The organism is Wolbachia endosymbiont (group A) of Volucella bombylans, assembly GCF_964026965.1.
GTDB classification, from domain to species: domain Bacteria; phylum Pseudomonadota; class Alphaproteobacteria; order Rickettsiales; family Anaplasmataceae; genus Wolbachia; species Wolbachia pipientis.
This window is the reverse complement of record NZ_OZ034717.1, coordinates 66,952-92,640: the sequence shown is the minus strand read 5'-3', so window position 1 is coordinate 92,640 and position 25,689 is coordinate 66,952. Positions and strand designations below refer to the sequence as shown.

Sequence of the window (25,689 nt, the reverse complement as noted above, 5' to 3'; positions counted from 1 at the left end):
TAAATGCAGAACAATAAAACAGTAAGCTAAAAGGGAACTTATTACTCAACAAAACAAGACTTAAAATTTTGTGCAATGTTATTGATTATAGCTAGATATGCATCTTTTCCAGGCTCTATGTCTGATCCAATAGGATCAAGAACTACCATTTTTGCGTCATTAGAAAGAGCATTAGGCTTTATGCTGTCTTCCTGTGAATGAGCAAATATACATTTAACGTTTTCTTCCTTCATTATCTTTTTTAGCTTCATTAAACTCCTCATACCTATGTAAGAATCCTCTTCTATGGAAAGAATGGCGCTTGGGTGATTTAAACCAAAATATTTTTCAAAATATTGATAAGCATCGTGAGTGACGATATATTTTTGATTTTTAAAATCATTCAGTTCTTTCATGATTTCTTTTACTTCTTGGTCTATTTTTTTTATAGCTTTTGTTGCATTAGAGTTGTATCGATGGGAATTTTCTTTATCTATGTTAGACAATGTTGCACTTACAGAAAGTATCATGCTCTTTGCATTTTCGGGACTCAGCCAAATGTGTAAATCTTTTTCATCTTTAATGTGAGTAATTTTTCTAGAAAATGAATGTGGCCGAGTAGGAAGTAGGTTGATTGCCTTTGACAATTGCACTAGTTCTTTATTATTTTTGGCGAAAGTTTGAACAAACGTCTCTAAGTTATCGTCAACATAAAATATAACGTCACTTGATTCTAAATTACTCGCATCAGATGGCTTTAATATATAATTATGCGCAGATGTTGCATAGCCAAGCAATTCCGGTTCTAAAATCCCTTCTGTAATAGAAGCTACAAGTGAGTGGATAGGTTTGATTGTAGCTACAACTTTTAAATTGGATGAAAAGGCGATATTATAGTATAGTGTAAATGAAAGTAATAGAAAAAAAGTCAGTAAATGTCTCATATAAACGTTGAGAAGAAGTTAAATTTTGTCAATAAATTGAATAATGTCAATAATCGTGTTCTAAAAATAGAAAATCTTGCTCTCACATATGATGGTAAAAGAATCCTTGACAATATCAATATGTTCATGGAAAGAGGAGACATAATTACAATACTTGGTCCAAATGGTGGAGGTAAAACCTCTTTAGTGAAAGCAATTGCTGGCATAAATAAAAGCTGTACCGGTAATATCGTATTTGCTGACAACATAAAAATTGGCTATATGCCGCAAAATTTTAGTATTAGTAATTTGATGCCAATAACAGTTGAATATTTCCTTTTAAATAGCTCCTTGAAAAGACTAAAGAAAAATCAATCCATTATTACAGAAACGATAGAGTTGGTTGGTATCGGTAACATTTTGAAGAATCAAGTGTTAGAAATTTCTGCAGGGCAAACACAATTATTGCTACTTGCACGTTGTTTAATTGCAGAGCCTGACTTGATCATTCTAGATGAACCAGTTAGTGCAATGGATATTAACGCGCGGGCTAAATTTTATGATATTATAAATAAAATAGCAAAAAAACGATTGGTATCGATTCTTATGACTTCTCATGATCTTAACTCTGCTCTACCATCCTCAGATTACATAATTTGTATAAATAATACTATCTATTGCCAAGGCAAGCCTGATGAGATTATGAAAAATAGAACCCTAAATGAAATATTTAGCAGTTACGCAGCGAAATGATTCAAAATATTTTGCGTCTTCTGCACATAACTACGGTGCTGACGCGTTACAATATATTACCTTATTTACTTCCACCATCAAAAAAATCAATAAATAAAATACAAGGCCACAAGCTAAAGTGTGCTCTTGAAAAATTAGGTCCGGTGTTCATTAAGTTTGGGCAGTCTATCTCATCACGTACTGATGTTTTAAATGAAGATATAACAAATAACTTGTTATTGATATGTGATAGATTGCCATCATTTTCACATAAAATAGCAGTTAAAACTATAGAAAGTGAGTTTAATTGTAAATTGAGCGACATTTTTTCAAGCTTTTCTGAAAAGCCAATTGCAGCAGCATCGATTTCTCAGGTGCATAGAGCGGTTACAACTGAGGGTAAGGAAGTTGCTGTGAAGGTTTTAAGGCCAAATATTGAGAAAACATTCTCAAGAGATATAAAAATGCTTTCTTGGCTTGCAGAAATTGCAGAAAAATTTAGCGAACAATCAAAAAGGCTGAGGCCAATTGAATTAGTTAAAACTTTTGCTGAAATTTGCCGATTAGAGTTAGATCTACGTTTTGAAGCTGCTCACTCTTCGGAACTAAAGAAAAACACAAAAAATGACAGAGGTTTTTATGTACCTGAAATAGATTGGAATAGAACTGCAAAAAAGGTTTTAACATTAGAATGGATAGAAGCAACGCCAATATACGAAGTTGAAAAACTGAATAATCATAAGCAAATAGCTATCAATCTTATAGAATCGTTTTGTAATCAGGTATACAGGGATTGTTTTTTTCATGCTGATATGCATCCTGGAAATCTAATGGTTGATAGTAATAACAATATTATTGCTCTGGATTGTGGAATCATGGGTAGAATAGATCGTGAGACATGCTATTACGTTATAGAGATACTCAAAGGCTTTTTAAATCGGGATTATGATCACGTTGCAAAAATGCACTTTAAAGCTGGTTACGTTTCATCACAGCATAGAAATTTTGTCACAGCTTGCAGGGCAATAGGTGAACCCATTATTGGGCAGCCTATACAGAAGATTTCATTTGCTAGTTTACTTGCTCAGCTATTAAAAATAACTGGTGATTTTGATATGAAAGTTCAAACACAATTGTTATTGCTGCAGAAAACTATGATTTTACTGGAAGGGACATGTAGAAAGATCTACCCAGAAATCAATATGTGGAAAGTAGTTGAAGCGTGGATAAGCAGTCAACATGAAAGTAAAATAGGGTATAGGGAAAAAATTAGAAGTTCTTATCCTGTAAAAACAATCCAAGGGATATTTAGCCTTATAGAAAAATTAAACCTAATAGCTGATAAAAAATTAGAAAACATCCAAATTAAAAATAAATCAAATGGAAAAGTCTATTTTTTATTGTGGTTTGTAATTATAATTCTAATCGTTAAACTTTTAATTTCTTAAACTATGGGAAAAAACTGCGTCAAATCCAATTTTTATTCAACTTAATTTTTAATCTGCAGGAGCCGAGTTGAGAATGTCCAATTTTCCACTTTCTTTATGTATCTGTTCAGCAGAGTGGCAAAATAAGGTAGACGAGAAAAGACAACTATAGGAACAAATGGGTGTCATGCCAGTGCGTGACACTGGCCTCTTGTTTCAATGTTAAACAAAATACCATAGAATTCAAAAAGACAATTCCTAGAAAATTTCTACATCTAAAAAAGGCATAAGTTATGTTAATGCTGTTTGAATGAGATGATATAAAGATAAGCCAAATTTTTACAAAGAAAACATTTCAAGCAGCAAGACACCTTTGATTGAAAGAGAGCACCAAATTTATGGGGTGAGTAACTGTGCTATTTCAACTATAGTATCAACTATGTTTTTTAAAAATTTTTTTATTTGTGTAATTTTGCAAATTATATGGGCAATAAAAACCCGTTTGTCATAGAAATAGAATTTTATATCAAACAGCTACCACAGCAATTTCTGCTTAAGCTAATGAATATGTGCTTTAAGTCTGTGTGGACGCACATATTCATTAGCCAATTTCAGTTACCGTTGTGAAGATTTTTAAGTATGCAAATTAATTGCTTCTTTAAGTCTTGTATTAGCAATTACTATAATTTTACGCATTAGGGCTGTTATAGCCACCATCTTCTTCTTACCACTTTCAACAAGCTTAGAATAAAAGGCGCCAAGTATAGATTTTGACCTTGTAGCAGCCATAGCGGCTGTAAAGAGCTTTGAACGAACGTTACTTCTACCACCTGTAATCCTTCGGTAACCAACAGCTTTACCACTTTCTTTTGGATGCGGTGCAACTCCGGCAAGACTTGCTACTTCTTTTCTATTTAAGTAACCAAGCTCTGGCATTAAACACAAAAAATCTTGTGATAACTTTTTACCTATTCCAGGAACTGTTTTAAGAATTTTTTGGCGTTGTTGTAATTCGCGGCTTTCATCAATAATCTTTTGTATAGTATCATTGAGTTCGTTTATTTGACTATCGAAAAACTCAATGGTCTTTTGACAGCTTTCTTTTATATGATCATTTTCCGGTGCTTCAAGTCTGCATTTTTCTTGAGTTCTCATTTGCGTAATATCATCACGACGTTGACAAAGTGCAGCCAAAGTTGATTGTTCTGTAGAGGTAGGTACAAATAGAGAGATAGTTCTATGGCGTTCAAATCCATATTGAGCAAGAGCTCTTGCATCTGATCTATCAGACTTTGCTAAAGTTCCGTGAGATAAAATAAAGCTTTTTACTTTACGAGTATTAGCTCGATGCACGGCAATATTTTTGTCGGTAAGAAAATGTGATAAGCCAAGCTCATATTTCCCTGTATTTTCTAAAGTCACTAAAGCATTAGGTAGAATATCTGAAAACTCTTGAAATAATTGTTGCCAACCAGAAGCATTATTATCAAATTCGACAGCATTCTTCTGTTTGTGAATTGCAACGACATTTTTAAATTTTCCGATGTCAATGCCAATAAAATTTTGATAAGATGTAACCATAATAAACCTCGATAGTTTTAGTTAATTTAAGATTGTAAACGGGTGCATATATATGTCCCAAGCAACTATTCAAACGTATCGAGAGATAGGGCTAGCGTACCTTGATACCAACGGTTGTAATACCAATTTCCTTTCGGTCGCGCACGCCCGCTATTCCTAGTGAGCAGGGTTATCTTTCTCTCTTATCTCTTTTATATCACGTTTTTAACTTACAATTGCCTTAGATGGAAAATAGAGATATTACATAAAATTTTAAATCCGGTCTCAAAGTTGAGGAATGTAGACTTGGAACAGCAGAAAGATTAATGAGGTATTTAACAGTCATGAGCATTATTGCTTGGAGAATTTTCTTTATTACATCAATTGCAAGAACTAACCCAACATTACCATGTACTGCCTTATTAGCTGAGGAAGAATGGAAAGTTTTATATGTTAAAATACACAGGAAACCATGTCCAAATATAGCCCCTACTATAAAAGAAGCCGTTTCGTGAACTTGGAGGTCATTTAGCAAGAAAAAGCGACCCAAAACCAGGACCAATTACTCTTTGGAAAGGATATAAACGTCTCTTTGATTTAGCAGAAGGATGGCGACTTGCTCACGAACCTCATATTTGTTGGTAATAGTAAGTTGTTAGCGGTATCTGGAGATACCGCGGCGGTATGACGTAGGGAAATCTTACTTATTATAGCTATAGTTCTACATGAATTACAAAAGTAACATTTACTAGATCTTAATATTTTAGATCTATATTTTAATAAATAATGAGCTGTAATTAGTATGAATAATCCATTTAAAAGTGAGAACTATAAAAAAAATCTCGATTCTCTGATCAAAGCTGTAAAGCTAGGAAATGCAGAGAAACAATATAACAAAACGTTAAGGGATTTATCTCATGCATTAGAAGGTTTTACAGGTGAGGCAAAAGGTATAGCTGAGTTTGTTATATATACTGACTTGAACAATTATGTAGAACAGCCATTAGGTCTTTTTAAAACATTAATGAATAGAATTTTGGGAAAAAATTTTCCAACCAAGAACAGTAGTATAAGTAATTTTGTAAATGATGAGTTGTCAAGTTTCACTTTAGAAACAGCAGCTAAGTATACAAGAATTTTAAAAAAAATTGATCTCTTGGAACAATTAGAAAAAGATTTCAGAAAAAATAATATTTTAAAAGATTCTTTAAATTTAGAACAAAGTGAAAAGAGTCAAGGAAAAGATAGATCACACGAAGTGAGTTTGGAAGGTAGAAAGCAAAAGGAAGGTACTTTTGAGCTGCGAAAAGAAGAACAGCCGAAAGAAAAATTAGGTGGTAATCGCATGAGGCAAATAAAGCGACCAACAACAGCACCTCCGGCTGCTCCAGATTCGAGGAAGGTACGCTTTAAATCAGAAATATCCTCAGATGGAGAAAGCAAGGCAAAGTCTACATCTTCTTTACTAAAAGGAGCTAATAGTTTTAGTATGCCTGATGCTAAGGAAAATCCTTCTGAGGATTCAGGCTATGAAAGTTCATTAGATCAGGGGTCTGAATATGAAGACATATCAAATTATCAAGAGAAAAAGCAAAAGGAAAATCCTTTATATGAGCAGAGAGAAGATTCAGGCTATGGAAGTTCATTAAATGAAGAGTCTGTATACAAAGAGATATCAAATTATCAAGAGAAGAAGAGTAAAATTTTAATAGAAAATTCGCAGAGTTCAAAATCGCCCAAAGAAGAGCCAATTTATGCAACAGTTCCTAAAGAACATATAGAAGCAAAAAGAGAACGTAAGCAGAAACAACAACCTCAATCCCTCGTACCACCAAAACCACCGCAAGTGCCAAAAAAAATGTTTACTACTGGTCAAGAAGTTAGACAAGAATCGAAAGTGGTAATCAAAGATAAACCTGCAGTACCGCCAAAGCCTAAAAATCTAAGCCGTGCTAATCAAAAAGTAAGCACAGAGCCAAAAGTAGTAGGAGTAATTCTTAAAAAATCAGCTGAAAGAGTACCACTAAAATCTGAAAATCAAGACAATAGGAAATCAGCACAAAAAGCTGCTGGTAAGGCGATACCAAAAGTAGCAGCAGCTACTATGAAAGGAGGAGCTAATCGCGAGATGGGCAGTAAAGTAAAGGCATTAAAAGAAAAATTTGAGCAAAATCAAGCAAAAGGAAATGCTAATGTACAGCTTGCTGAAAGCAAAACCACTCCAGCAGCACAAGCGGATATCGGTGTGAAGAAAAAACAATCTCATTCATTTCTAACAGAGAATAAAAGATCTGCAACGAAACACGTAACAGCAAAATCTGATCCAAAATCTCATGTCAGCAAAAATTCCCTTCTCACGCATGCAAATGTAAAGGAAATGGTTGCACAAATTGAGAAAGGAAAAGGAGGAAGATAGTAACATTTGGGAAAAAAACATATGTGTCAAGTCAAGAGATTGTGAGCAAATTTAGGAAATTATAGCTAAACTGACTTAGATTTACCGACAATTTGAAAAACCGTCATTCCGCTAACTATAGTATTTTCGAAAGCGAATGATAAAGGTATAATATGTTTTTTTAAAGTAGGGAAAGCGATGGTATATAGTGTAGATTTAAGGGAAAAAGCAGTGTCTTTGGTAGAAAAAGGAAAGTCAAAGGTTGAAGTTGCAGAGGTTTTTGAGATAGGGATAGCAACACTATATAGATGGCTAAAAAAGAAAGCTACTGGCCAAGGTCTCAAAGCGGTAAAAAGTACTGGTTTTATTCGAAAAATAGATCCAGAAATACTCAAAGAATATGTCAAAAAACACCCAGATCACACACTAGCAGAAATGAAACAAAACCTTGGCTTTGGGATAAGTGCAATTTGGTATAGATTAAGACAGCTAAAAATAACCTTTAAAAAAAGTCACATTCTATCAAGAGCGCAATCAAGAAGATAGGCAGCAATTTATCGATAAAGTCTCAAAAATAGACCACTGTAGCATTTTATATATAGATGAAGCAGGAGTTGATAATAGACTATACCGAGAATATGCACGAGCTCCAAGAGGAGAAAAAATATATGCTGATGTTCCAGGAAAAAAGCGGGAAAGAGTGAGTATAATAGGTGGATGAGAAGTTTATTGCACCAATGACCTTCACAGGAGGGTGTAATAAAGATATATTTAATGTATGGTTAGAGCGAAGATTACTTCCACAATTACAGCGTGATACAACCATAGTTATGGATAATGCTACATTCCATAAAACTCCCAAAACAAAGTCATTAATAGAGTCTTTTGGCTGTCATTTGCTTTATCTTCCAACATATTCACCTGATCTAAATCCGATAGAGCATTGTTGGCACACCATCAAAAGTTGCCTCAGACCTCTAATGCATCAATGTACAGACTTACACCTTTTAGTTGGTAATACCATTTTAGACGTTTATCATTCGTTTTAGAAAATTGTAAGTTAAAAACGTGATATAAAAGAGATAAGAGAGAAAGATAACCCTGCTCACTAGGAATAGCGGGCGTGCGCGACCGAAAGGAAATTGGTATTACAACCGTTGGTATCAAGGTACGCTAGCCCTATCTCTCGATACGTTTGAATAGTTGCTTGGGACATATATATGCACCCGTTTACAATCTTAAATTAACTAAAACTATCGAGGTTTATTATGGTTACATCTTATCAAAATTTTATTGGCATTGACATCGGAAAATTTAAAAATGTCGTTGCAATTCACAAACAGAAGAATGCTGTCGAATTTGATAATAATGCTTCTGGTTGGCAACAATTATTTCAAGAGTTTTCAGATATTCTACCTAATGCTTTAGTGACTTTAGAAAATACAGGGAAATATGAGCTTGGCTTATCACATTTTCTTACCGACAAAAATATTGCCGTGCATCGAGCTAATACTCGTAAAGTAAAAAGCTTTATTTTATCTCACGGAACTTTAGCAAAGTCTGATAGATCAGATGCAAGAGCTCTTGCTCAATATGGATTTGAACGCCATAGAACTATCTCTCTATTTGTACCTACCTCTACAGAACAATCAACTTTGGCTGCACTTTGTCAACGTCGTGATGATATTACGCAAATGAGAACTCAAGAAAAATGCAGACTTGAAGCACCGGAAAATGATCATATAAAAGAAAGCTGTCAAAAGACCATTGAGTTTTTCGATAGTCAAATAAACGAACTCAATGATACTATACAAAAGATTATTGATGAAAGCCGCGAATTACAACAACGCCAAAAAATTCTTAAAACAGTTCCTGGAATAGGTAAAAAGTTATCACAAGATTTTTTGTGTTTAATGCCAGAGCTTGGTTACTTAAATAGAAAAGAAGTAGCAAGTCTTGCCGGAGTTGCACCGCATCCAAAAGAAAGTGGTAAAGCTGTTGGTTACCGAAGGATTACAGGTGGTAGAAGTAACGTTCGTTCAAAGCTCTTTACAGCCGCTATGGCTGCTACAAGGTCAAAATCTATACTTGGCGCCTTTTATTCTAAGCTTGTTGAAAGTGGTAAGAAGAAGATGGTGGCTATAACAGCCCTAATGCGTAAAATTATAGTAATTGCTAATACAAGACTTAAAGAAGCAATTAATTTGCATACTTAAAAATCTTCACAACGGTAACTGAAATTGGCTAATGAATATGTGCGTCCACACAGACTTAAAGCACATATTCATTAGCTTAAGCAGAAATTGCTGTGGTAGCTGTTTGATATAAAATTCTATTTCTATGACAAACGGGTTTTTATTGCCCATATAATTTGCAAAATTACACAAATAAAAAAATTTTTAAAAAACATAGTTGATATCAACTAATTTTTTCAACAGCTTCATCGAAAGTATTAACTGAAAGATTCGTTAATAGCATCCATTCTAGCGGTTTTTTTTTAAGGGAAGGGGAGTTTTCTCAACAACATAAACTGCATAAAGTGGTAATTTAGGTAGTTCTTCCGTCTTATGCCTAATATTATTCTTAGATGGATTCATCATAAACTTTCCAAATCTAACTTCCAAACGTGCTGTTCTTTTTGGCTTATTATCTTTTACAGGAACTTCAACTTCTACCGTACCTGCACAATGAGAGGATTTAATAAATGCCCATAACTTCTGCTCACCTTTTTCAGGATATCGAGATTTTCTATTTACTGCTCTATCTCTGCATGCTCTAACTAGCACTGCCGAATTAAGACTATGTGCAAGCTCAAAAAAGTCATATATATCTGCTTCTCTATCGCATACAGTTATAGTCTCAGTTTGAGTTGGATCAATAATATTATTTGTTTTTCTTAAAGTTTCCAACCACTTTACGCTTTCTTTATCTTCAATGCGATCGCTCTTTTTTTTAAGGTTCTCAGTTTCTTCAGGTCTTGAATAAACTTTTTGATCTAGTATCCCTAGTACCAAACCTTCTATACTAACGGCAAGAGCTGTATGCATTATAATACCTTTTGCAGTATCATAACTGGACAAATTTGCTAATCCGCTTGTTTTTTTATGGTTATTATATACAATGTAACTGGTATCTTGAATGACAAGAACCCTCTTGTGAGCTTTTGTTCTCTCAACTGTTTTATCAATGTGTGAAGCTAGAATATCGACTTCTTTTACGTTCTCATTTTAAAAAAAACGATATGCTGCTTTTGCTTCTGACCAACTTCCGCATGCCTCATTAATTGAGCTTTCAGGTAAACTTATCAAACTGTCAGCAATATTTACTAATCGGTCAGTTAATCTTTTATCTCCAAGTACAGCATCTCCAAATTCATTTTTAGCCCATTCATTACTCTCGTTTGCCATTTTTATACCCTCAATATTTGCAAACTCTAATATTGTAATACTTTATTTATAAGTACATTTATATTTGTGGGTAATAGTAAGGAATGACACCGTCTTGGATGGAAACCAGTGTCAGCTACTTTCATGACAGAGGGGGGTGGGATGACAGAAGATGATGGAGTGACAGGGAGTAATACAAAAAGTTTCGTCATCCCCATTGAATCGGCTTTAAAATCGATGTTCAAAGTTGAAATTTCCCTAGAAGATGCGGGAAAAATCAGAAAAGGTCAGGAAGTTGTATTAAATAACTTGCGTAATTTAAAGAATCATGATATTTGTTGTACGGTGGTGGGTAGTGTACCTATTGCAATCTGCAGTTTTATTTATGGTTGTGTGAAACCTATTCGTGTTTTTAATATTTAAAATGAGGTTTAGATGTCGATAACATCCGAAAAGAAAAAGAGTTTGATAAATATATATGCAATTAAAGAAGATGATACAGGCTCATCTTTTGTACAATGTGCAATTTTGACCGAGAGGATCAGTAACTTAACTGAGCATTTTAAAGTGCACAAGCATGACCATCACTCTAAGCGTGGTTTACTTATATTGATAGGTAGAAGACGCAAGCACTTAAATTATATAAAGCGTAAATTTGGTAATGAAGCCTATCAGGAATTAATAGAGAAGTTAGGCATTAGAAAATAATCGAGGAATTTAATATGTTTAAAATTATAAAAAAATCTATAGAGTGGGGTGGTCGTCCCTTATCTTTAGAAACAGGAAAAATAGCACGCCAAGCTCATGGTTCAGTAGTTGTAAATTACGGTGATACTTCTGTTTTAGTAACTGTTGTACGTAAAAAGAAGGAAGAAAGCGTTGATTTCCTACCTTTAAATGTGCAGTTTATCGCAAAAAGCTATGCCATGGGTAAGATCCCTGGCGGGTTTTTTAAAAGAGAAGGCAAGCCATCTGATAGAGAAACTTTAATCTCAAGAGTAATAGATAGAAGTATAAGACCACTATTCCCAGAAGGATTTCATGATGAAATTAGTGTGGTGTGCAATCTATTAACTTATGATACAGTCAATCCTCCTGAAGTGCCAGCATTGATTGGTGCTGTTGCAGCTCTTGCAATTTCTGGTGTTCCCTTTCACTTTACTATAGCTGGAGTGATGGTTGGTTGTGATGAAAATAATAACTATATACTCAACCCTTCTGTTCAAGAGATGAAAGCAAGCAGCTTGGATCTGTTTTTGTCTGGTGATGAAAATTCAATTTTAATGGTTGAATCAGAAGTGAAAGAGCTCTCTGAAGAAAATGTTTTTAATGCAATAAAATTTGGCCATGAACACCTTAAGCCTGTCATTAAGCTCATAAAAGAGTTTGCTGATACAATTGGCAATAAACCTGAGAGCTTTGCCCCTATTGATGCATCAGATATAACACAAGAGCTCGAAAAATACGGTAAAGATTTTGAAAAAGCATATTCGCAAACAGTAAAACAAGAGCGAGTTCAAGCTCTAGAAGCGATCAGAGAGAATATATTGAATACTCTTAAAGAAACTGGAAAAGACGAAAAGTTAATTACGTATGCAGTAAAAAACTTTGAAAGATCTTTAGTACGTGAAATAATTAGGAAGAAAAGTGTAAGGATAGACGGTCGTAAGCATGATGAGATACGTCAGATAGAAGTTGAAGTTGATATTCTGTCCAAAACTCACGGTTCTGCACTATTTACAAGAGGCAATACTCAGGCACTGGTTGTTACTGCTCTTGGCACCACTCAAGATGAGCAAATTGTGGATGATATTGAAGGGGATAGACGTGAGCATTTCATGTTGCATTATAACTTTCCCTCATTTGCTGTTGGAGAAACTTCTGCTGCGCGTGCACCAGGAAGAAGAGAAATCGGTCATGGCAAACTTGCTTGGAAAGCAATTCATCCTGTTTTACCCGATAAGTCTGAATTTCCTTATACAATAAGAGTAGTGTCCGAAATTTTGGAGTCTGATGGTTCTTCTTCTATGGCAACAGTTTGTGGGACTTCTCTTGCTTTAATGGATACGGGTGTGCCAATAAAGGCCCCTGTTGCTGGAATTGCTATGGGTCTCATCAAAGATAAAGACGAGTATGTAATACTTTCCGATATACTTGGTGATGAAGATTATCTTGGTGATATGGACTTTAAAGTAGCAGGAACTAGTGAAGGGGTTACGGCGCTACAAATGGACATGAAAATTTCTGGTATAAGCTTTGAAATTGTTGAAAAATCTTTAGAACAGGCAAAAGCTGGAAGATTACATATTTTAGAAAAAATGAATGCAGTGATTTCAGAACACAGTGATGATGTCAAAGACCATGCACCAAGGATGTTATCATTTTACATAGATAAAGACAAAATTTCTGCTGCTATAGGTTCTAAGGGGAAAAATATACGCAGTGTGTGTGAAAGAAGTAATGCAAAAATTGAAATAGGAGATGATGGTAAAGTTTCTGTTTTTGCTACGAGTGGCACTGAAGCTGAAATTGCAAAGAGTATGATGATTGATTCAATAACAGAACTAGAACAAGGTTCTATAGTTGATGTCAAGGTTGTAAGAATAGAGAAGTCTATTGTAGAGCTTGAATTTCTTAATGGCAGAAAAGGAAAAATGCACATAAGTGAAGTAGCTAATGAACATATAGATTCTATAGAGAGCGTACTTAAACAAGATGATACTTTCAAAGCACTAGTAATTGACTTCGAAAAAGGTGGGTGTCCAAAGTTGTCAAGACGTCGGGTTGATCAAGAGACGGGAGAGTTTTTTGAAGGTGAGCTTTACAACGAGGAAAGGAAAGATGGTCCAAATGACAGGGATAATTATTACAATAATTCATTTAGTAGAAAACCTGGAGGAAGTCACCATAAGAGGCCTCCTCGTCCTCGTTCTGGTTTCAGCAATAGAAATAGGCCGAAATTTGGTAATAATGATTCATCATCAGGTTTTTATTAAGAGTAAACTTCTTGCGTTACCTCTCGTCATTCCAGTGCTTAACACTGGAATGACACCCTTTCTGGTGAAGGTTGTTCTCAAATCACAATGTTAGTACAATTGTGGTGTTAGCTATAGCTAACCCAAGGTATCCGTTCAGCGGAGTGGTAGAATAAGGTAGACAAAGTGATCTAAAAAGATAATCATAGAGCAAAAGTGAGGTAATGTGGTAAACCTTTTAGAACTTTGCAAAAATTTACAGCAAAAAATAGAAAAACTGAAAGCAGAGATAGAAAACTTAAAAGCAGAAAATAAAGCTTTAAAGATAGAGAACGCTGAATTAAAGGAAAGGCTTGGTTTAAACTCGAAAAATTCATCTCTACCGAGCTCTAAAGAATTGTACAAAACAAAAAAGGACAAGCCAAAAAGCGAAAGGAATGTTGGCGATCAGGTTGGGCATAAAGGAAATTTTCATGCTACAATGGAAGCGGATAAAGTAGTAAAAATAGAGTTGCCTAATATTTGCGAATGCGGAGGAGAGCTTGTAATATGCGAAAAACCTTATGTTCACCAAAAAGTTGATCTTCCGGAAATTAGGCCTTATGTAGTATAGCATTTCTCATAATAGTCCGAACAGGTCATAGGAAGGCAGAATCAACAGCACGACGAAAGGATTCGAATAGAGGAATGTTTTTCCTGGCTCTGTTTTTTATAGCAAACCAATGATGCTCAATTTTGTTGAAATCTGGAGAATAAGGCGGCAGATACAAAATTTCTGCACCAACCCCTTTAGCAAGCTTTATCAGACTTATGAAAAGTAGCATTGTCAAGAATGACAGTCTGTCCAGGTTCCAAGATCGGTGTCAAAAATTGCTCAAACCATCCATTAAAAACATCCATATTACAGTGGCCTTCAAAGGTTAACGGAACAACTATCTTTCTTCCACTTAAGGCTGCAACCATACTGATTCGTTGAGTTTTTTTTCCAGATTTTAAGGCATAAAACCGCTGTCCTTTCTGGCAATATCCGTAGGGGTAGTCTTCGGTGTTATCAATGCCAGACTCATCTATATACACTAAGTTTTTAGGTTCTTTTGTCGCTATAATTTTCAAAAATTCAGCACGTTTTTCTTCGTTTCTTTCCTTGTATCCATATGTCTTTTTTTGCGCGTAAATCCAATTTTTTTAAGGGCTCGATAGATCGTTTGGATACTAACGTTGTTCCAAAGTTTAGCCATTTCCGATAGAGTCTTTCCTCCGTGTTCTCTGGCAAATTTGGCAAAGGTATCCCAGTCGGTAATTTTGTGATTGTAACCCCCATTTCCAAGTTTTTTTGATTGAAAGTCTCCTGTTTCTTTTCTTCTTTGCTGCCACTCCCATAAAGTAGTTCGTCCAATCTTAAATCTTGCTGCCACTGTTTCTCTGCTTTCTCCTTCGTCTAGCGCTTCCATTGCTTTTTTTCTTAAATCATAACTATATGCTGCTGGCATTCAACCTCCTTATCATCATCTACCCTTATCCTATCACATCCGGACTTTTATGGAAAGAGCTATACTTGGTAGAGTTAAATTTCCTGGATCCAAGTAGTCGGCTACTCGGATGACAGGAGAAGGTACTGCCGTCATAAAGGAACCAGTGTCAGCTACTTGGATGATACCTTTTTTCTACTTAGTTTGGGTTATGCAAGAAGTCTATTATAATCAGGCTTTAAGTGTGCGGAAGTAATTTTTTTCGTTAAAGTAAAAAATTTTTTCTATAGCTGATCAAAGTGGGATCAAGAGAAACTTACCACTTTCTTTACAAAGGGTTTGATGTTACCATTTGACTGCCTATTCTGAATTTATTGAATGAACGTTAACATAAAGAATCTAGTTCATGCTTTCTCTAAATTGCCAAGTTTAGGGCCATCATCATCACGCAGGTTAGTTATACATTTACTCCAAAACAAAGAAAAAGTTATGCTACCACTTGCATCTTTGATTAAAGAGCTAGCAGATCTTATAATAGAGTGTGAAGTTTGCGGAAATCTAGATACTAAGTCACCTTGTTCTATTTGTACTAACCCAAAACGTGACACTAAGTTACTGTGTGTAGTAGAAGAATTAGGTGATCTATGGGCGTTTGAAAAAGGAAATATATATTCAGGTTTATACCATGTTTTGGGTGGCAGATTGTCTGCAATAAATGGCATAGGTCCAAAAGAACTCAACCTTGACACTATTCTGAAAAGAGTGACAGAGTCTAAAATTGAAGAGATAATTATCGCAATTAATCCGACATTAGAGGGCCAAGTTACTGCACAATATATAATTGAATTGCTAAAAAATTTGGATGTGAAAATATCACGCCTTGCTTGCGGCATACCAATGGGCGGAGAAATTGACTATCTTGATGAAGGAACGCTGAGGATAGCACTTACTTCAAGACAAGAATATGAGTTAAATATAAAATAAGACATGTGCTTAAAAAAACTTATATCGCTAATAACATTCAAAAAGAAAAAAATAGTGCCACCACTTAAAGTGGTGGCTTGGGAAAATGACCACCTAAACTATAAGCAATTTTCAGGTAAATTCAACACTATAATTAAAACAATTGATCAGTCTTTTACAATAATATCTTTGGAAGGATATGATGGATGGGGCAAGACGTTTTTTTTGAAAGAATGGGTAAAAGAGTTAAAACAGCAAAATGAAATTGCAGCTTATTATAGTGCATGGGATATCAATGCATTGGACCAACCACTGCCTTCTTTTTTAAATTTCCTATTTGAAGATTTATTTGTATCGTATAAAGTAAAAAGAAGTGTTATACAACAGTTCAAGAACATAAACCAAGAGCTATTTTCTCTAAACACACTAGGAAAGCTGATCAGTAAATCTCCACTTGCTATGCTTTCAGTATTTCTTGATGCTGCAAAAGAGGCTGATAAAAAAGACATAGGTTTTGTCTTGAGTGAATTAAGTCTTCTCCAAAGAAGAAAAGAGAGTACTAGAGATTTTAAAACACAGTTAGCGGATGTGGTTAATAAAATCAGAAAAGACAAAAACATTTATATAATGGTGGATAATCTTGATGTGTGCCGTCCTAAATTCGTTGTCGATTTTTTGGAATCTATAAAGTATATGCTTGATGTGGAGGGGCTGGTTTTCATTATTTCTGTAAGTAAAGATAAGAGTAATGTACAAAGAGCAATCAGCACAATACTTGGACCAAATTTTGACCTAAAATCTTTTACTGATCTCTCTTTACATTTGCCAAAACAACCGATAGAAAAATTTACAAAAGAACTATTTGAAAATATTAAATTACCGAAAAAGTCAAAAAATTTGATTGTAGATAGTTTTATATTTTATACAGAAAGCCTGTCACTATCGTTAAAAACAATAGAATACTGCGTAAAAAAAATAAAGCTGTGTCTTCTGAATCACACAAGAGAAGAATTACCTGATCCGAATTTGTTTTCATTTTTGGTAATACTGCAATCGATAAATATTGATATATATGAGGAATTAGGTTTTTCATATCAAAGAGCATTGGAAAAAATTGAAAATGAATATAAATCTTTAGTTCTAAATGGTCAAGAAGAATGGGAAAAACTTAAAACCTCTCTAGAAACTGCTTTTGCAGAGAGGGAGTCAAAAATTAACAAAGCTATAAAGGATATACTATTTTGAAAAGATACCCTACCTTTACATATACAAAGATAGGGTAACATTTGATTAACGCCCTTTTACTATGTCATTACCTTGTTCAAACTTTCTGATTAATTCGCTTACATTGACATTAGATAATTTTTTACCTGCAGATTTGTCATTATGTGAAGCATCAGGTTTACGAAGGTCTTCCTTACTGTTACTCCTAGTAATATTACATCTAACAATGTTTGAATTATTAGACTTATCGCTTACATCTGAAATATTGCTTTTTTCACTACATGAAGACGAATTACTCGACATATTGCCTAAGCTAAAGAGCTTTTTACCTTGATAGATTGGATTCCAATCAAGTGGATTATAAGTTTTTTTGCTAGTCTCAACCTTTTGGTTATTTTGCTGTTTAGGAGAAAAACCAAGTTTTTCTCTTTCTTTCTTGCTTAGCGTTTTGAGAAATTTTACGGTTTCTAATTCATCAGTTGCTTGTACTTTATGTAAATCAAAGCTTTTTTGATGGTTATCCTGCTTAACATTTTCCATCATTTTATCTTTTATTGTTCTATCCTCATCATCAGAAGTGCTGCTACTAATATCACTGATACCACTATCCCCTGAATTGCGGCGTTGTTTGTTAGGAGTGCTATGAATGTTGTCTTCCATGAGTTTTTGCATTGTTGGGCCAAATGTTCTTCCAAGATTGCTACTCACTGTTTTATTACTATCATTTGCTTGAGAATGAGGTACATTTCGCTCAAAAATTGCTTTTATTCCAGCAAATTTAGCTTGGGAAGATTTCGGAGGAACAGGTGGGGCAACCATGCCTTTTGAGTTAATCTTTCCTTCATTTTGAGGAAAAATTTTTGGATTATTTTTTTCTACTGTAGTATTCATTTTTTTACCTCTAAACCTATTAACTAATAAAAGTATAAACTTAGAGGTATTAATTTTGTAATAACAATGCTAATAGATTACCGCAGTTTCAATAAGCATCACCAGAGGATTCTCTATATAATGCTTAAAGGCATTTAAAAACTTTGCTCCGAGTGCCCCATCAACTGCTCTATGGTCAACAGAGAGCGTTACTGTCATTATTTCTGCTATTTCTATTTTCTCATTCATAACAATTGGTTGTTTTTTAGATGCACCAACTGCCATAATGCAAGATTGCGGCGGATTGATTATAGCACTGAAGGCTTTTATACCAAACATCCCTAAGTTGGAGATAGTAAACCCTCCTCCTTGAAACTCTTCAGGTTTCAATTTTCCAGATCTTGCTCTGCTTACTAAATCTTTCACTTCTTTTGATATAGATAAAATACCCTTTTTATCAGCATTTTTTACTATAGGAGTAATTAGCCCATCTTCAAGTGCCACAGCGATTGAAATATCTATATTTGAATATCTCAGTATTTTATTATCTATCCACGAAGAATTTATATCAGGAAATTTTTTCATGCTGAAAGCTGCAGCTTTTATGATTAGATCATTAATTGTTACTTTATTGTTTTCATCTGCTGAGTTAATCTCGTTTTTTAACGATATTAACTTATCAACCTGGCAATCTACAGTTAAATAAAAATGTGGAACATTCTGTTTTGATTCAGTCAGGCGCTGTGCTATCACTTGGCGCATGTTGCTTACTTCAACTATGGTATCTTTCTCAGGACTTTCAGTATGTATACCACTGCCTAAAAACTCCAACACATCAGCCTTAATTATGCGACCATATGGTCCTGTACCTTTTAATTGCTGCACATTAACCCCTTCATTTTGAGCTATTTTCTTAGCTAATGGGCTTATTTTTGTTCTACCTTCTGCATAACCCTCTGTCATCTGAGTAGCTGACACTGGGATCCATTCTTCTTTTCTAGATCCCAGCGTCAAGCACTGGGATGACATTGAGGGGTTGGATTCCAGCGTCACGCGCTGGAATGACACCGAAGAATGACTTATTGGCTTTCCGTTTAAATCTTGGTGTTCTGATTTTTGATTATCAACAGCACTTTTTGTCACTTCCTTTTTAACTGCACTATTGATAGAAGTTGAAGTATAGTTGTTAAGTGCACTTTCATCTTCTCCTTCTTCCAGCATTAAAGCTATTGGTTGATTTACAGGCACGCCACTTGTTCCTTCTGTTACTAAAATTTTTGCTAAAACTCCTTCATCTATAGATTCAAACTCCATTATGGCTTTATCAGTCTCTATCTCAGCAATTACGTCGCCTACTTCAACTTTGTCTTGTTCTTTTTTATGCCACTTTACAATTTTTCCTCCAGTTTTGCTCATTGTCGGTGAAAGAGCAGGCATTAATATTTCTATAGGCATTGATTTTGCATTTAAAGATCTATTCAATTTTTAATTTACTCTTTATCTTATGTCAACCTAATCGTGAATTATGATGAATAAGTCTGTTACACTATCCCTCACGTTATCCCAGTGCGTGACACTGGGATCTTGGTTCAGTACTATTATCCTATTGTTTTTATTATTTAGCCATAGCTTGTTTGCTAACAACTTTGTTTCAACCAAATCAAATAAGATCAACATGAGAACGGGGCCAGGGTTTCACTATCCTGTAAAATGGATATACACTTGCAAAAATCTGCCCCTGAAAGTGATAGAAGAGTTTGAGAGTTGGAAAAAGGTCTGCGATATAGATGAAGACTGCGGATGGATAAAAGGCAATCTTCTTAGTGATAAGCGCTACGCGATTGTAAAAGAAGATACTTATGGATATCAAAAACAGAGTGTAGACAGCAAGATTACTATGAAAATAGACAAGTTTGTTGTGATGAAGATAGAAAAATGCAACGAAGAATGGTGCTTTCTTTCCACCCCAAAACGCAAAGCATGGGTACAAAAAAAACATATATATGGGGTTGATTAGGTTGACAAAAGATCTGAATTAACACTAGTTTCTGGGCCTTCTGTAGCATGCTCTTCAGATGAAGCAGAGGGTTCTTGAGGCTCTGGAGACTGTACAGGGTTATCACAGAAACTCCTTAACATCTCCTCAGCGGATGAATCTAAAATTTGTACAATAGACTTTTCACTCTGCTCTTTTAGCGATTGATCCACTCTAGAAATCAACTCAGAAAACTCGCTACCTGATTTTTCAGCTTCATTTTTTATTTTACTTTCTATGCTTGCAATATTGCCTTGTTCAATTTCTTCTTTTGTTATGTTGAACGAATTTGCAGCATCTTGATATCCAATCTTGCAATTTCCACAACCAATTATGCAAAAAGCAATAGAATTAGATATTTCGCTTGCAGCCCACTTATGTATAGCGTAAGCCAAATAATTGTCATGGTATTTAATGCTAAATTGTTGTTCTATTAGCTCAGAAATTTTATTCTTTAGAGACATAAAGTACCCTCCTTACATTCGTTATACCTTTTTGTTAAGATACAGCAATTACACCATTTACTACATGCTTTACTTTAATTAATTATTAAAACGAGAGCATAATTTTCAGAGTTATATCTTTTTACCTTAACAATTCTTTTTTGAGTTCCTCTTTAATTATCCCACTTATATTCACGTTAAGATCCCCTACCCAAAAATCAGTCATAGTTTCAAGATCGTATAGATCCTCTATTAATTTTTTAATAGCAGCATTTATTTCTTCTTCGTCAAATTCCTTTATAATAGGTCTAATCTTCACATACCCTGGAGAGCCTTTACCATAAATTCCTTTGCTTTTATTAATGCAGCCACCTGCACCAGATCTACTGCTTCTCAAACCACTTCCACACTCTACTGTTTCATACTTGATTTCACCATTTTCTATATATGCTATTTGATTGTCTTGTGTAGACTTCAGTTTATCTGCCTTTACAATTTTCTCCTCTAGCTTTAAATCTTGCTTATGAATTACTGTTTCCTCATAACCCTTACCACCGTATGTTCTATACTCACCTCCACCTGCAACAGTAATCAGTTGCTGGCAATGTTGCTTCTGCGAATTGCACATTTCTATGAAAACAGGTCCCCCGTCCTTATCTGAGAGGTTACTTTCCTGGTTACCCCCTCCCTCTGTGACTTGCACCTTAATTATAGGATAATTAGGATCGATTTTCAGTTTAGCTTTAATATAATCTCCTGGCATCCCTACTCTGCTTTCAGTAGAATGGCATTTTTGATTGTCACAGCCACTACCTTGTATATGACCTGCTTCACCACTTCCCCACGCTTCTATTTTAATACGATCAAATTTTATTGATAAGTCATCTGTATAAACATCTTTATTTTTATGATCATAGGATTTTTCATTATTTTTTTCAAGATCTGATTTCTTATTTTTCAGATGTTCCTTGATTATCTCTTTTAATTTTTCTTTTAATTTCTTTTTGAGACCTTCTAAATCGAACCTACACAATTTATCAGCGTAAAAGACCTCCGTTCTGTTTGCTTTAATTGGTGCTTCTTGTTGTGTGACAACGCCATTTGTATTTTGTGAAATCTTTGTATAAAAAGGTTGAGTGTTTTCTTTGTCTACATATCGTGTTGAACGGCTGCATGTTCCAGTAAAGCAGATACAACCATCATCACCTTGATTACATTTTTCTCTATGCTCTACATCCGTCAATTTGTATACTACTTTCAGTCCTTTACTAGATTTAAATGTATCGTCTATCTCATCATTTCTTTTTACACAGTAACTGCATTCTCCCTTCTTCTGCTCATTTTCATCAGGGAAGAAAACATACTCTTGCTTATTAAATATTATTTTATCCAACCTCTCTTGAGTTTCTTTCAAAGGGTAAACTATTTCCTTGCTTGGAAGATAATAGAACTGATTTGATTCCTTGGAGTAAACAGCATTGTATTTAGTATATCTTGTTCCCATTAATTTTAGTGGTATTATTTTATTTTCTCTTTTAAGAACAAACTCCTCTGGTTCTGGCTGCCATCCAGAAAGACAAAGCATTTTACTGTTAGAATTTCCTTTATACTTTACTTCTATTTCCGGCTGCCCAGAGTTATTAAATTCACATTGAATAGATTTGTCTTTTAACTTTTTCTCAAAATCATTAAAACTATAAAAACTTCCGCCTTTAGAACATTTAATTTGCACATCAGGAACATAGCCATATTCTTTCAGAACTTTAAATTGTTGCGGATTACTTTCTAATATACCTTCTATAATATTATCAATATTACTATCAGTTGTTTTTGCTACTATTGCTGGTTTTACTACTTTTAAAGATAGGGGGCCAATGTTTATAGGATGGTTGAGGTCAGTATTAACATTAAAAGTACAGGAACCATTACTATAGGTTCCATGTGCTTTAGCACAAGTGCTCTCACTCATCTTCATTTCTACTTTCAATGTATTTTTATTTACTATCTCCACTATCTCAGGTTCTGGAGCAGGTGATGCAGGAAAACAGCGGACGAACTGTGGATTTTGTTCATTTATACTTTGAGTTCCAAGGTATTCAGCACAGAGCTGGCCCTTTTTTCTATAGGTTTTGAAGTAGTACGTGATGCCATCTTTGTCTAAAATAGAGCGCCACTCAGCTTTATTTTCTCCATACCCTTTAGGGAAATCTAATTTTTCTCCAATCTCTCCGTCTCTTCCTTTCAGATCACCAATGATTACCTTAACCTTAGGATTAAAGTAATCATTGTCTTTATCTGTTATAGGAACAATTCTAACTTGTGGAGGTGACATTGCAAGTTGCTCGCAAAATGGAGGGGGACTAGGTGCAAGTGGCACGGGAGCACATTTTACTGCCGTTTGGTAGCAGGTATCACAGACTTTTTCCATCTCCCCAGGACGAAAAATATTCTCACCCGAAAATACTCTAGAACCCCATGAAGAAATTCCTGACATACAAGCCCCTTTTTGACTGCAAGCACATATTTTAGGAGAGTTAGCGAATCTTCTTTTTTCCTCATCAGTAACACCGTCTGCCCATTCCCATTTAAGACCCCGAGCAATTTCTCCTCCAGCTTTTGTTTTATCCCCTTCCCAATCAATAAAAGCTGCAGCAGAAACTCCAGCTCCTGTACCTTGCGTTCCATATATCTGGCGGCAGGATTCCCCACTTTGTAAGTCATAACAATAACTTTGTCCATCATAAGCACATACTCTAATTTTGGGATTAAAGTAACCATCAACTCCTTGATCTTTTATTGCTTGCACCTTAATTTCCTTTACCCAATCTCCACCAACTATTGCTTCCAACCAAGTATTACTTTCTACAAATGTTGGACAATCAGCATATCCTTGATACGAAAGACCAAGTATCAAAAAAAATATCAATAAGAAATTAAGCCTTACACTTCTCATAAAATACCGGTAACCACTCATTAACTTCTTCTCCTTTTTCCTTTATTGCCTCGTACATATACTTTATCGTCTCTTTGTTAGCTGAAAGTACATGTATTTCTTGCATATTCTTTAAATCTAAATTTAAAGTTACTAATCCTTTATACTGTTTTATCAAAAATAAACCTTCCTGCGTTGGCGTCTGCAGAATTATATTCAGCTCCTCTTTTGATAAAGAAAATGCTTTCATGTATAATCTATTTGCATTGACGTTCGGCATCAAGATTCTTGTATCAACATGTTTATCTAAATATTGAGTAAATTTGCTAGCAAATGCGAGATTTAAATTTTCAGTACTTAGGATTACTACAACATTTAGTTCCGTCATTCTTTGCATCCAGTTATCAAACTCTTTCTCTGTAGGAAAAATATTACTTATCTCCCATGCTTCATCCAAAACAAGTATTGCAGGCGAGCCATCACATTTTGCCTCAAAAGAATATAAAAAATAGTAAAGTATCACGGACATACATTCCTTTTGTTTTGTAAGGTTTGCGGTGTTGAGAGATATAATTTTTGTTTCCCAGTCAATATCTGATTCATTACCATCTTGAAATAAGTAAGCAAAGTCACCATCGTCACACCATCTACTTATCTTACCCCCAAGGAGCAAGAGCACCTCAGAAATTTGTGAAATAGAACGTGATTCCTTGGGTATAGCAAATATAGAATCCACAATTTTTCTTATCTTTTCTTCTACGTCCACCAAGCTCGTATCGGCTACCATTCTTCTGATCAGTTCAACCAACATATTGCGATTGGAAGCACTATCTTCAATGTTTAGTGGATTAAATTTTAGGCTTTTGTCCTTATATTTTGGATCGATTATGTAATATTTACCACTCACTGCTTTAGTAAAAATTATTGATTTTCCAGTGTTATCCAATATGACAATTCTTGGGTTAAACTTTCTTGATTCTGATAATAGAAAATTAATGAGTGAAGTTCTGCCTGAATTTGGAGCTCCGAGTATCGTAGTATGGCCATTATTTCTTTTTCCATGAAAATTAAAGAAGTAAGGATTTCCTTTTTTTGAGAAAAAAATCATTACCGCTTCTTTCCACCTTCTTCCTTTTAATGTACCTGACGTAAAATCGTGCAGCATAGCAAAGCTGCAAGCGTATTTTGTTAAGATATTTTTCGGTTGCGTAATAAAAGCAAAATTGCCTGGAAGTTGTGCCCAAAAATGACTTTCCATATGTAAATCAGTTCTAAACATCATGAAGCCAACTAATGACATTATAGAAGATAAATCACTAATACTTTCAGCTAACTTATTCCTATCATCTGCAAATATTGTAAAAATAATTTTCTGTTGGCAGAAGTCTATACTAGAGGTCTTTTCAAGCTCTATTATTTCTTCAATTCCTGAGCTTTTAAGTAAGGTATTATCCTCACTAATTTGCAGCATGTTGATTTGTTTTTTAAATTCTTTTATTGCTTTGTTATTACTAGTAAATATCATTATTTCTGTAATGATAAATTCAGATTCAAGCTGCAAGCATCTATCTATATTACCTAAAGAGATTTCCCGGTATTCTTTTATGCTGAAAATAGAGCCAAATTTCTGTTGATTTTCAAATATTGTTTGAAACGTATTGAAACCAAAAGCTATTTTAAAATTTCTAATATATTGCGACAGGTCCCTTTCATGTATTGGATAATCTTTGTGCGTTAATGTAACAATATAGTGGAGAAATTCTATCATTTCAGAATATATTTTACCTTCACTAAACCTTAGACTCAGTTTTTTAGCTCCAAAAGGTCCTAAATCATTTTGAATTACGTCAGTTATCTTTTGCAACTCCTGATGGCTTTCTTGTAAAGACAACTTATGCTTATTCTTTATTCTATTGAAAAAAAACGAATTATTAGTATGCTTGCCAAAATCGCTAAACAATATTACAATGTATAGTTCATTTATATACTGTAATTTACTATCAGTTAGTTTATTAAACCACGTTGAATGTAGGTTGTCAGAGAAGTCTTCAGTTTTATTCCATTTCAAGCTCAGTTTATTGCGCTTTCTAACGGTATGAATCCAAACGGTAAAATACAGGCTATTAATATTTTTTGATATGCTTTTTCTAATTTCAGTTCTGAGGTCGCTGTAGTTATCAACAGAAGAATAATCTTCTAACTTGATTATTTTTAACAATTCTCCCTGTTTTGTTAGTATGGTTTCTTCATCGTAATGACAAGCATAAGGAACAAAATCTAAATCAATGCTTTCTAGTAATGCTAAGTTGTTCTTTTTTTTAAGCTTAGAGTTAACTGTTGGTACTTTTAACTGCATATGCGTATTCAATAAAGATA

Annotated in this window: 19 protein-coding genes and 4 pseudogenes; 14 read left to right on the top strand and 9 right to left on the bottom strand. The window is 34.5% G+C overall.

Annotation, left to right across the window (positions count from 1 at the left end; translation table 11 throughout):
* Positions 1–41 precede the first annotated feature (41 nt).
* The gene (locus AAGD51_RS00465) at positions 42–923 is read right to left on the bottom strand and encodes a zinc ABC transporter substrate-binding protein (protein WP_012673303.1); all 882 of its coding nucleotides are present in this window, start codon (positions 921–923) and stop codon (positions 42–44) included.
* On the opposite strand from AAGD51_RS00465, the gene AAGD51_RS00460 reads away from it, so the two are divergent.
* Both AAGD51_RS00460 and ubiB read left to right on the top strand, forming a co-directional pair.
* Positions 915–1,655 carry a metal ABC transporter ATP-binding protein gene (locus tag AAGD51_RS00460; protein WP_006279528.1) on the top strand — a complete coding sequence of 247 codons (741 nt, stop codon included), beginning with the start codon at positions 915–917 and terminating at the stop codon, positions 1,653–1,655. The two genes, AAGD51_RS00465 and AAGD51_RS00460, sit on opposite strands and share 9 nt — an antisense overlap.
* Positions 1,652–3,082 carry a 2-polyprenylphenol 6-hydroxylase gene (gene ubiB, locus AAGD51_RS00455; protein ID WP_236514429.1) on the top strand — a complete coding sequence of 477 codons (1,431 nt, stop codon included), beginning with the start codon at positions 1,652–1,654 and terminating at the stop codon, positions 3,080–3,082. Before AAGD51_RS00460 ends, ubiB begins: the two co-directional genes overlap by 4 nt.
* A 612-nt stretch (positions 3,083–3,694) precedes the next feature.
* On the opposite strand, the gene AAGD51_RS00450 is transcribed toward ubiB, so the two are convergent.
* On the bottom strand, positions 3,695–4,642 hold the full coding sequence (locus tag AAGD51_RS00450; RefSeq protein ID WP_209472550.1) for an IS110 family transposase: 948 nt from the start codon (positions 4,640–4,642) through the stop codon (positions 3,695–3,697).
* A 216-nt stretch (positions 4,643–4,858) separates the two neighbouring features.
* Here AAGD51_RS00450 and AAGD51_RS00445 point away from each other — a divergent pair.
* From AAGD51_RS00445 to AAGD51_RS00425, 5 genes and pseudogenes are all read left to right on the top strand, one after another.
* A pseudogene (locus AAGD51_RS00445) lies at positions 4,859–5,266 on the top strand (IS4 family transposase); the annotation flags it as partial.
* A gap of 157 nt (positions 5,267–5,423) precedes the next feature.
* A complete protein-coding gene (locus AAGD51_RS00440; protein ID WP_010962938.1) occupies positions 5,424–7,037 on the top strand; it encodes a hypothetical protein in 1,614 nt (537 codons plus the stop codon).
* Positions 7,038–7,214: 177 nt separating this feature from the next.
* Positions 7,215–7,562, top strand: a complete 348-nt coding sequence (locus AAGD51_RS00435) for an IS630 transposase-related protein (protein ID WP_022626382.1) — start codon at positions 7,215–7,217, stop codon at positions 7,560–7,562.
* A 167-nt stretch (positions 7,563–7,729) separates the two neighbouring features.
* Positions 7,730–8,065 (top strand): transposase, encoded by a 336-nt coding sequence (locus AAGD51_RS00430; protein ID WP_049973597.1) that lies wholly within the window; start codon positions 7,730–7,732, stop codon positions 8,063–8,065.
* A gap of 219 nt (positions 8,066–8,284) precedes the next feature.
* Positions 8,285–9,232 (top strand): IS110 family transposase, encoded by a 948-nt coding sequence (locus AAGD51_RS00425; RefSeq protein WP_209472550.1) that lies wholly within the window; start codon positions 8,285–8,287, stop codon positions 9,230–9,232.
* A gap of 208 nt (positions 9,233–9,440) precedes the next feature.
* On the opposite strand, the pseudogene AAGD51_RS00420 reads toward AAGD51_RS00425, so the two are convergent.
* A pseudogene (locus tag AAGD51_RS00420) lies at positions 9,441–10,423 on the bottom strand (IS4 family transposase); the annotation flags it as partial.
* Positions 10,424–10,564: 141 nt separating this feature from the next.
* Between AAGD51_RS00420 and AAGD51_RS00415 the strand changes: the two are divergent.
* The 4 genes and pseudogenes from AAGD51_RS00415 to AAGD51_RS00400 all read left to right on the top strand — a co-directional run.
* The gene (locus tag AAGD51_RS00415) at positions 10,565–10,825 is read left to right on the top strand and encodes a hypothetical protein (protein ID WP_012673289.1); all 261 of its coding nucleotides are present in this window, start codon (positions 10,565–10,567) and stop codon (positions 10,823–10,825) included.
* Between the two features lie 12 nt (positions 10,826–10,837).
* On the top strand, positions 10,838–11,110 hold the full coding sequence (rpsO, locus tag AAGD51_RS00410; protein ID WP_006279944.1) for a 30S ribosomal protein S15: 273 nt from the start codon (positions 10,838–10,840) through the stop codon (positions 11,108–11,110).
* 14 nt (positions 11,111–11,124) lie between these two features.
* Complete coding sequence (pnp, locus tag AAGD51_RS00405) at positions 11,125–13,398, top strand: polyribonucleotide nucleotidyltransferase (protein ID WP_077188412.1); 2,274 nt, start codon at positions 11,125–11,127, stop codon at positions 13,396–13,398.
* 205 nt (positions 13,399–13,603) lie between these two features.
* Positions 13,604–13,987 (top strand): annotated as a pseudogene (locus AAGD51_RS00400) (IS66 family transposase); the annotation flags it as partial.
* A gap of 28 nt (positions 13,988–14,015) precedes the next feature.
* On the opposite strand, the pseudogene AAGD51_RS00395 reads toward AAGD51_RS00400, so the two are convergent.
* Positions 14,016–14,867: pseudogene (locus AAGD51_RS00395) on the bottom strand (IS630 family transposase).
* Between the two features lie 357 nt (positions 14,868–15,224).
* On the opposite strand from AAGD51_RS00395, the gene recR reads away from it, so the two are divergent.
* Positions 15,225–15,830, top strand: a complete 606-nt coding sequence (gene recR / locus AAGD51_RS00390) for a recombination mediator RecR (protein ID WP_010963080.1) — start codon at positions 15,225–15,227, stop codon at positions 15,828–15,830.
* 3 nt (positions 15,831–15,833) lie between these two features.
* On the top strand, positions 15,834–17,054 hold the full coding sequence (locus AAGD51_RS00385) for a P-loop NTPase fold protein (protein WP_077190565.1): 1,221 nt from the start codon (positions 15,834–15,836) through the stop codon (positions 17,052–17,054).
* 45 nt (positions 17,055–17,099) lie between these two features.
* Here AAGD51_RS00385 and AAGD51_RS00380 read toward each other — a convergent pair whose 3' ends face one another.
* A complete protein-coding gene (locus AAGD51_RS00380; RefSeq protein ID WP_007550761.1) occupies positions 17,100–17,924 on the bottom strand; it encodes a hypothetical protein in 825 nt (274 codons plus the stop codon).
* A 69-nt stretch (positions 17,925–17,993) separates the two neighbouring features.
* Positions 17,994–19,358 carry a pyruvate dehydrogenase complex dihydrolipoamide acetyltransferase gene (locus AAGD51_RS00375; protein WP_006280214.1) on the bottom strand — a complete coding sequence of 455 codons (1,365 nt, stop codon included), beginning with the start codon at positions 19,356–19,358 and terminating at the stop codon, positions 17,994–17,996.
* Between the two features lie 70 nt (positions 19,359–19,428).
* On the opposite strand from AAGD51_RS00375, the gene AAGD51_RS00370 reads away from it, so the two are divergent.
* Positions 19,429–19,920 (top strand): SH3 domain-containing protein, encoded by a 492-nt coding sequence (locus AAGD51_RS00370; protein ID WP_007551030.1) that lies wholly within the window; start codon positions 19,429–19,431, stop codon positions 19,918–19,920.
* On the opposite strand, the gene AAGD51_RS00365 is transcribed toward AAGD51_RS00370, so the two are convergent.
* From AAGD51_RS00365 to AAGD51_RS00355, 3 genes are all read right to left on the bottom strand, one after another.
* A complete protein-coding gene (locus AAGD51_RS00365; RefSeq protein WP_236514438.1) occupies positions 19,917–20,402 on the bottom strand; it encodes a hypothetical protein in 486 nt (161 codons plus the stop codon). The genes AAGD51_RS00370 and AAGD51_RS00365 overlap by 4 nt on opposite strands.
* 121 nt (positions 20,403–20,523) lie before the next feature.
* Positions 20,524–23,334, bottom strand: coding sequence for a hypothetical protein (locus AAGD51_RS00360; protein WP_341810465.1), 2,811 nt, complete (start codon positions 23,332–23,334; stop codon positions 20,524–20,526).
* On the bottom strand, positions 23,315–25,669 hold the full coding sequence (locus tag AAGD51_RS00355; protein WP_077188410.1) for a type VI secretion protein: 2,355 nt from the start codon (positions 25,667–25,669) through the stop codon (positions 23,315–23,317). Before AAGD51_RS00355 ends, AAGD51_RS00360 begins: the two co-directional genes overlap by 20 nt.
* Positions 25,670–25,689 lie beyond the last annotated feature (20 nt).

Excerpts from the sequence above, each read along its gene's own strand:
- recR (WP_010963080.1), top strand. The coding sequence starts at position 15,225 with ATGAACGTTAACATAAAGAATCTAGTTCATGCTTTCTCTAAATTGCCA.
- pnp (WP_077188412.1), top strand. The coding sequence starts at position 11,125 with ATGTTTAAAATTATAAAAAAATCTATAGAGTGGGGTGGTCGTCCCTTA.
- AAGD51_RS00360 (WP_341810465.1), bottom strand. The coding sequence starts at position 23,334 with ATGAGAAGTGTAAGGCTTAATTTCTTATTGATATTTTTTTTGATACTT.
- AAGD51_RS00440 (WP_010962938.1), top strand. The coding sequence starts at position 5,424 with ATGAATAATCCATTTAAAAGTGAGAACTATAAAAAAAATCTCGATTCT.
- AAGD51_RS00365 (WP_236514438.1), bottom strand. The coding sequence starts at position 20,402 with ATGTCTCTAAAGAATAAAATTTCTGAGCTAATAGAACAACAATTTAGC.
- AAGD51_RS00385 (WP_077190565.1), top strand. The coding sequence starts at position 15,834 with ATGTGCTTAAAAAAACTTATATCGCTAATAACATTCAAAAAGAAAAAA.
- AAGD51_RS00370 (WP_007551030.1), top strand. The coding sequence starts at position 19,429 with ATGATGAATAAGTCTGTTACACTATCCCTCACGTTATCCCAGTGCGTG.
- AAGD51_RS00460 (WP_006279528.1), top strand. The coding sequence starts at position 915 with ATGTCTCATATAAACGTTGAGAAGAAGTTAAATTTTGTCAATAAATTG.
- AAGD51_RS00415 (WP_012673289.1), top strand. The coding sequence starts at position 10,565 with ATGACAGAAGATGATGGAGTGACAGGGAGTAATACAAAAAGTTTCGTC.
- AAGD51_RS00375 (WP_006280214.1), bottom strand. The coding sequence starts at position 19,358 with ATGCCTATAGAAATATTAATGCCTGCTCTTTCACCGACAATGAGCAAA.
- AAGD51_RS00355 (WP_077188410.1), bottom strand. The coding sequence starts at position 25,669 with ATGCAGTTAAAAGTACCAACAGTTAACTCTAAGCTTAAAAAAAAGAAC.
- rpsO (WP_006279944.1), top strand. The coding sequence starts at position 10,838 with ATGTCGATAACATCCGAAAAGAAAAAGAGTTTGATAAATATATATGCA.
- ubiB (WP_236514429.1), top strand. The coding sequence starts at position 1,652 with ATGATTCAAAATATTTTGCGTCTTCTGCACATAACTACGGTGCTGACG.
- AAGD51_RS00465 (WP_012673303.1), bottom strand. The coding sequence starts at position 923 with ATGAGACATTTACTGACTTTTTTTCTATTACTTTCATTTACACTATAC.
- AAGD51_RS00450 (WP_209472550.1), bottom strand. The coding sequence starts at position 4,642 with ATGGTTACATCTTATCAAAATTTTATTGGCATTGACATCGGAAAATTT.
- AAGD51_RS00435 (WP_022626382.1), top strand. The coding sequence starts at position 7,215 with ATGGTATATAGTGTAGATTTAAGGGAAAAAGCAGTGTCTTTGGTAGAA.
- AAGD51_RS00425 (WP_209472550.1), top strand. The coding sequence starts at position 8,285 with ATGGTTACATCTTATCAAAATTTTATTGGCATTGACATCGGAAAATTT.
- AAGD51_RS00380 (WP_007550761.1), bottom strand. The coding sequence starts at position 17,924 with ATGAATACTACAGTAGAAAAAAATAATCCAAAAATTTTTCCTCAAAAT.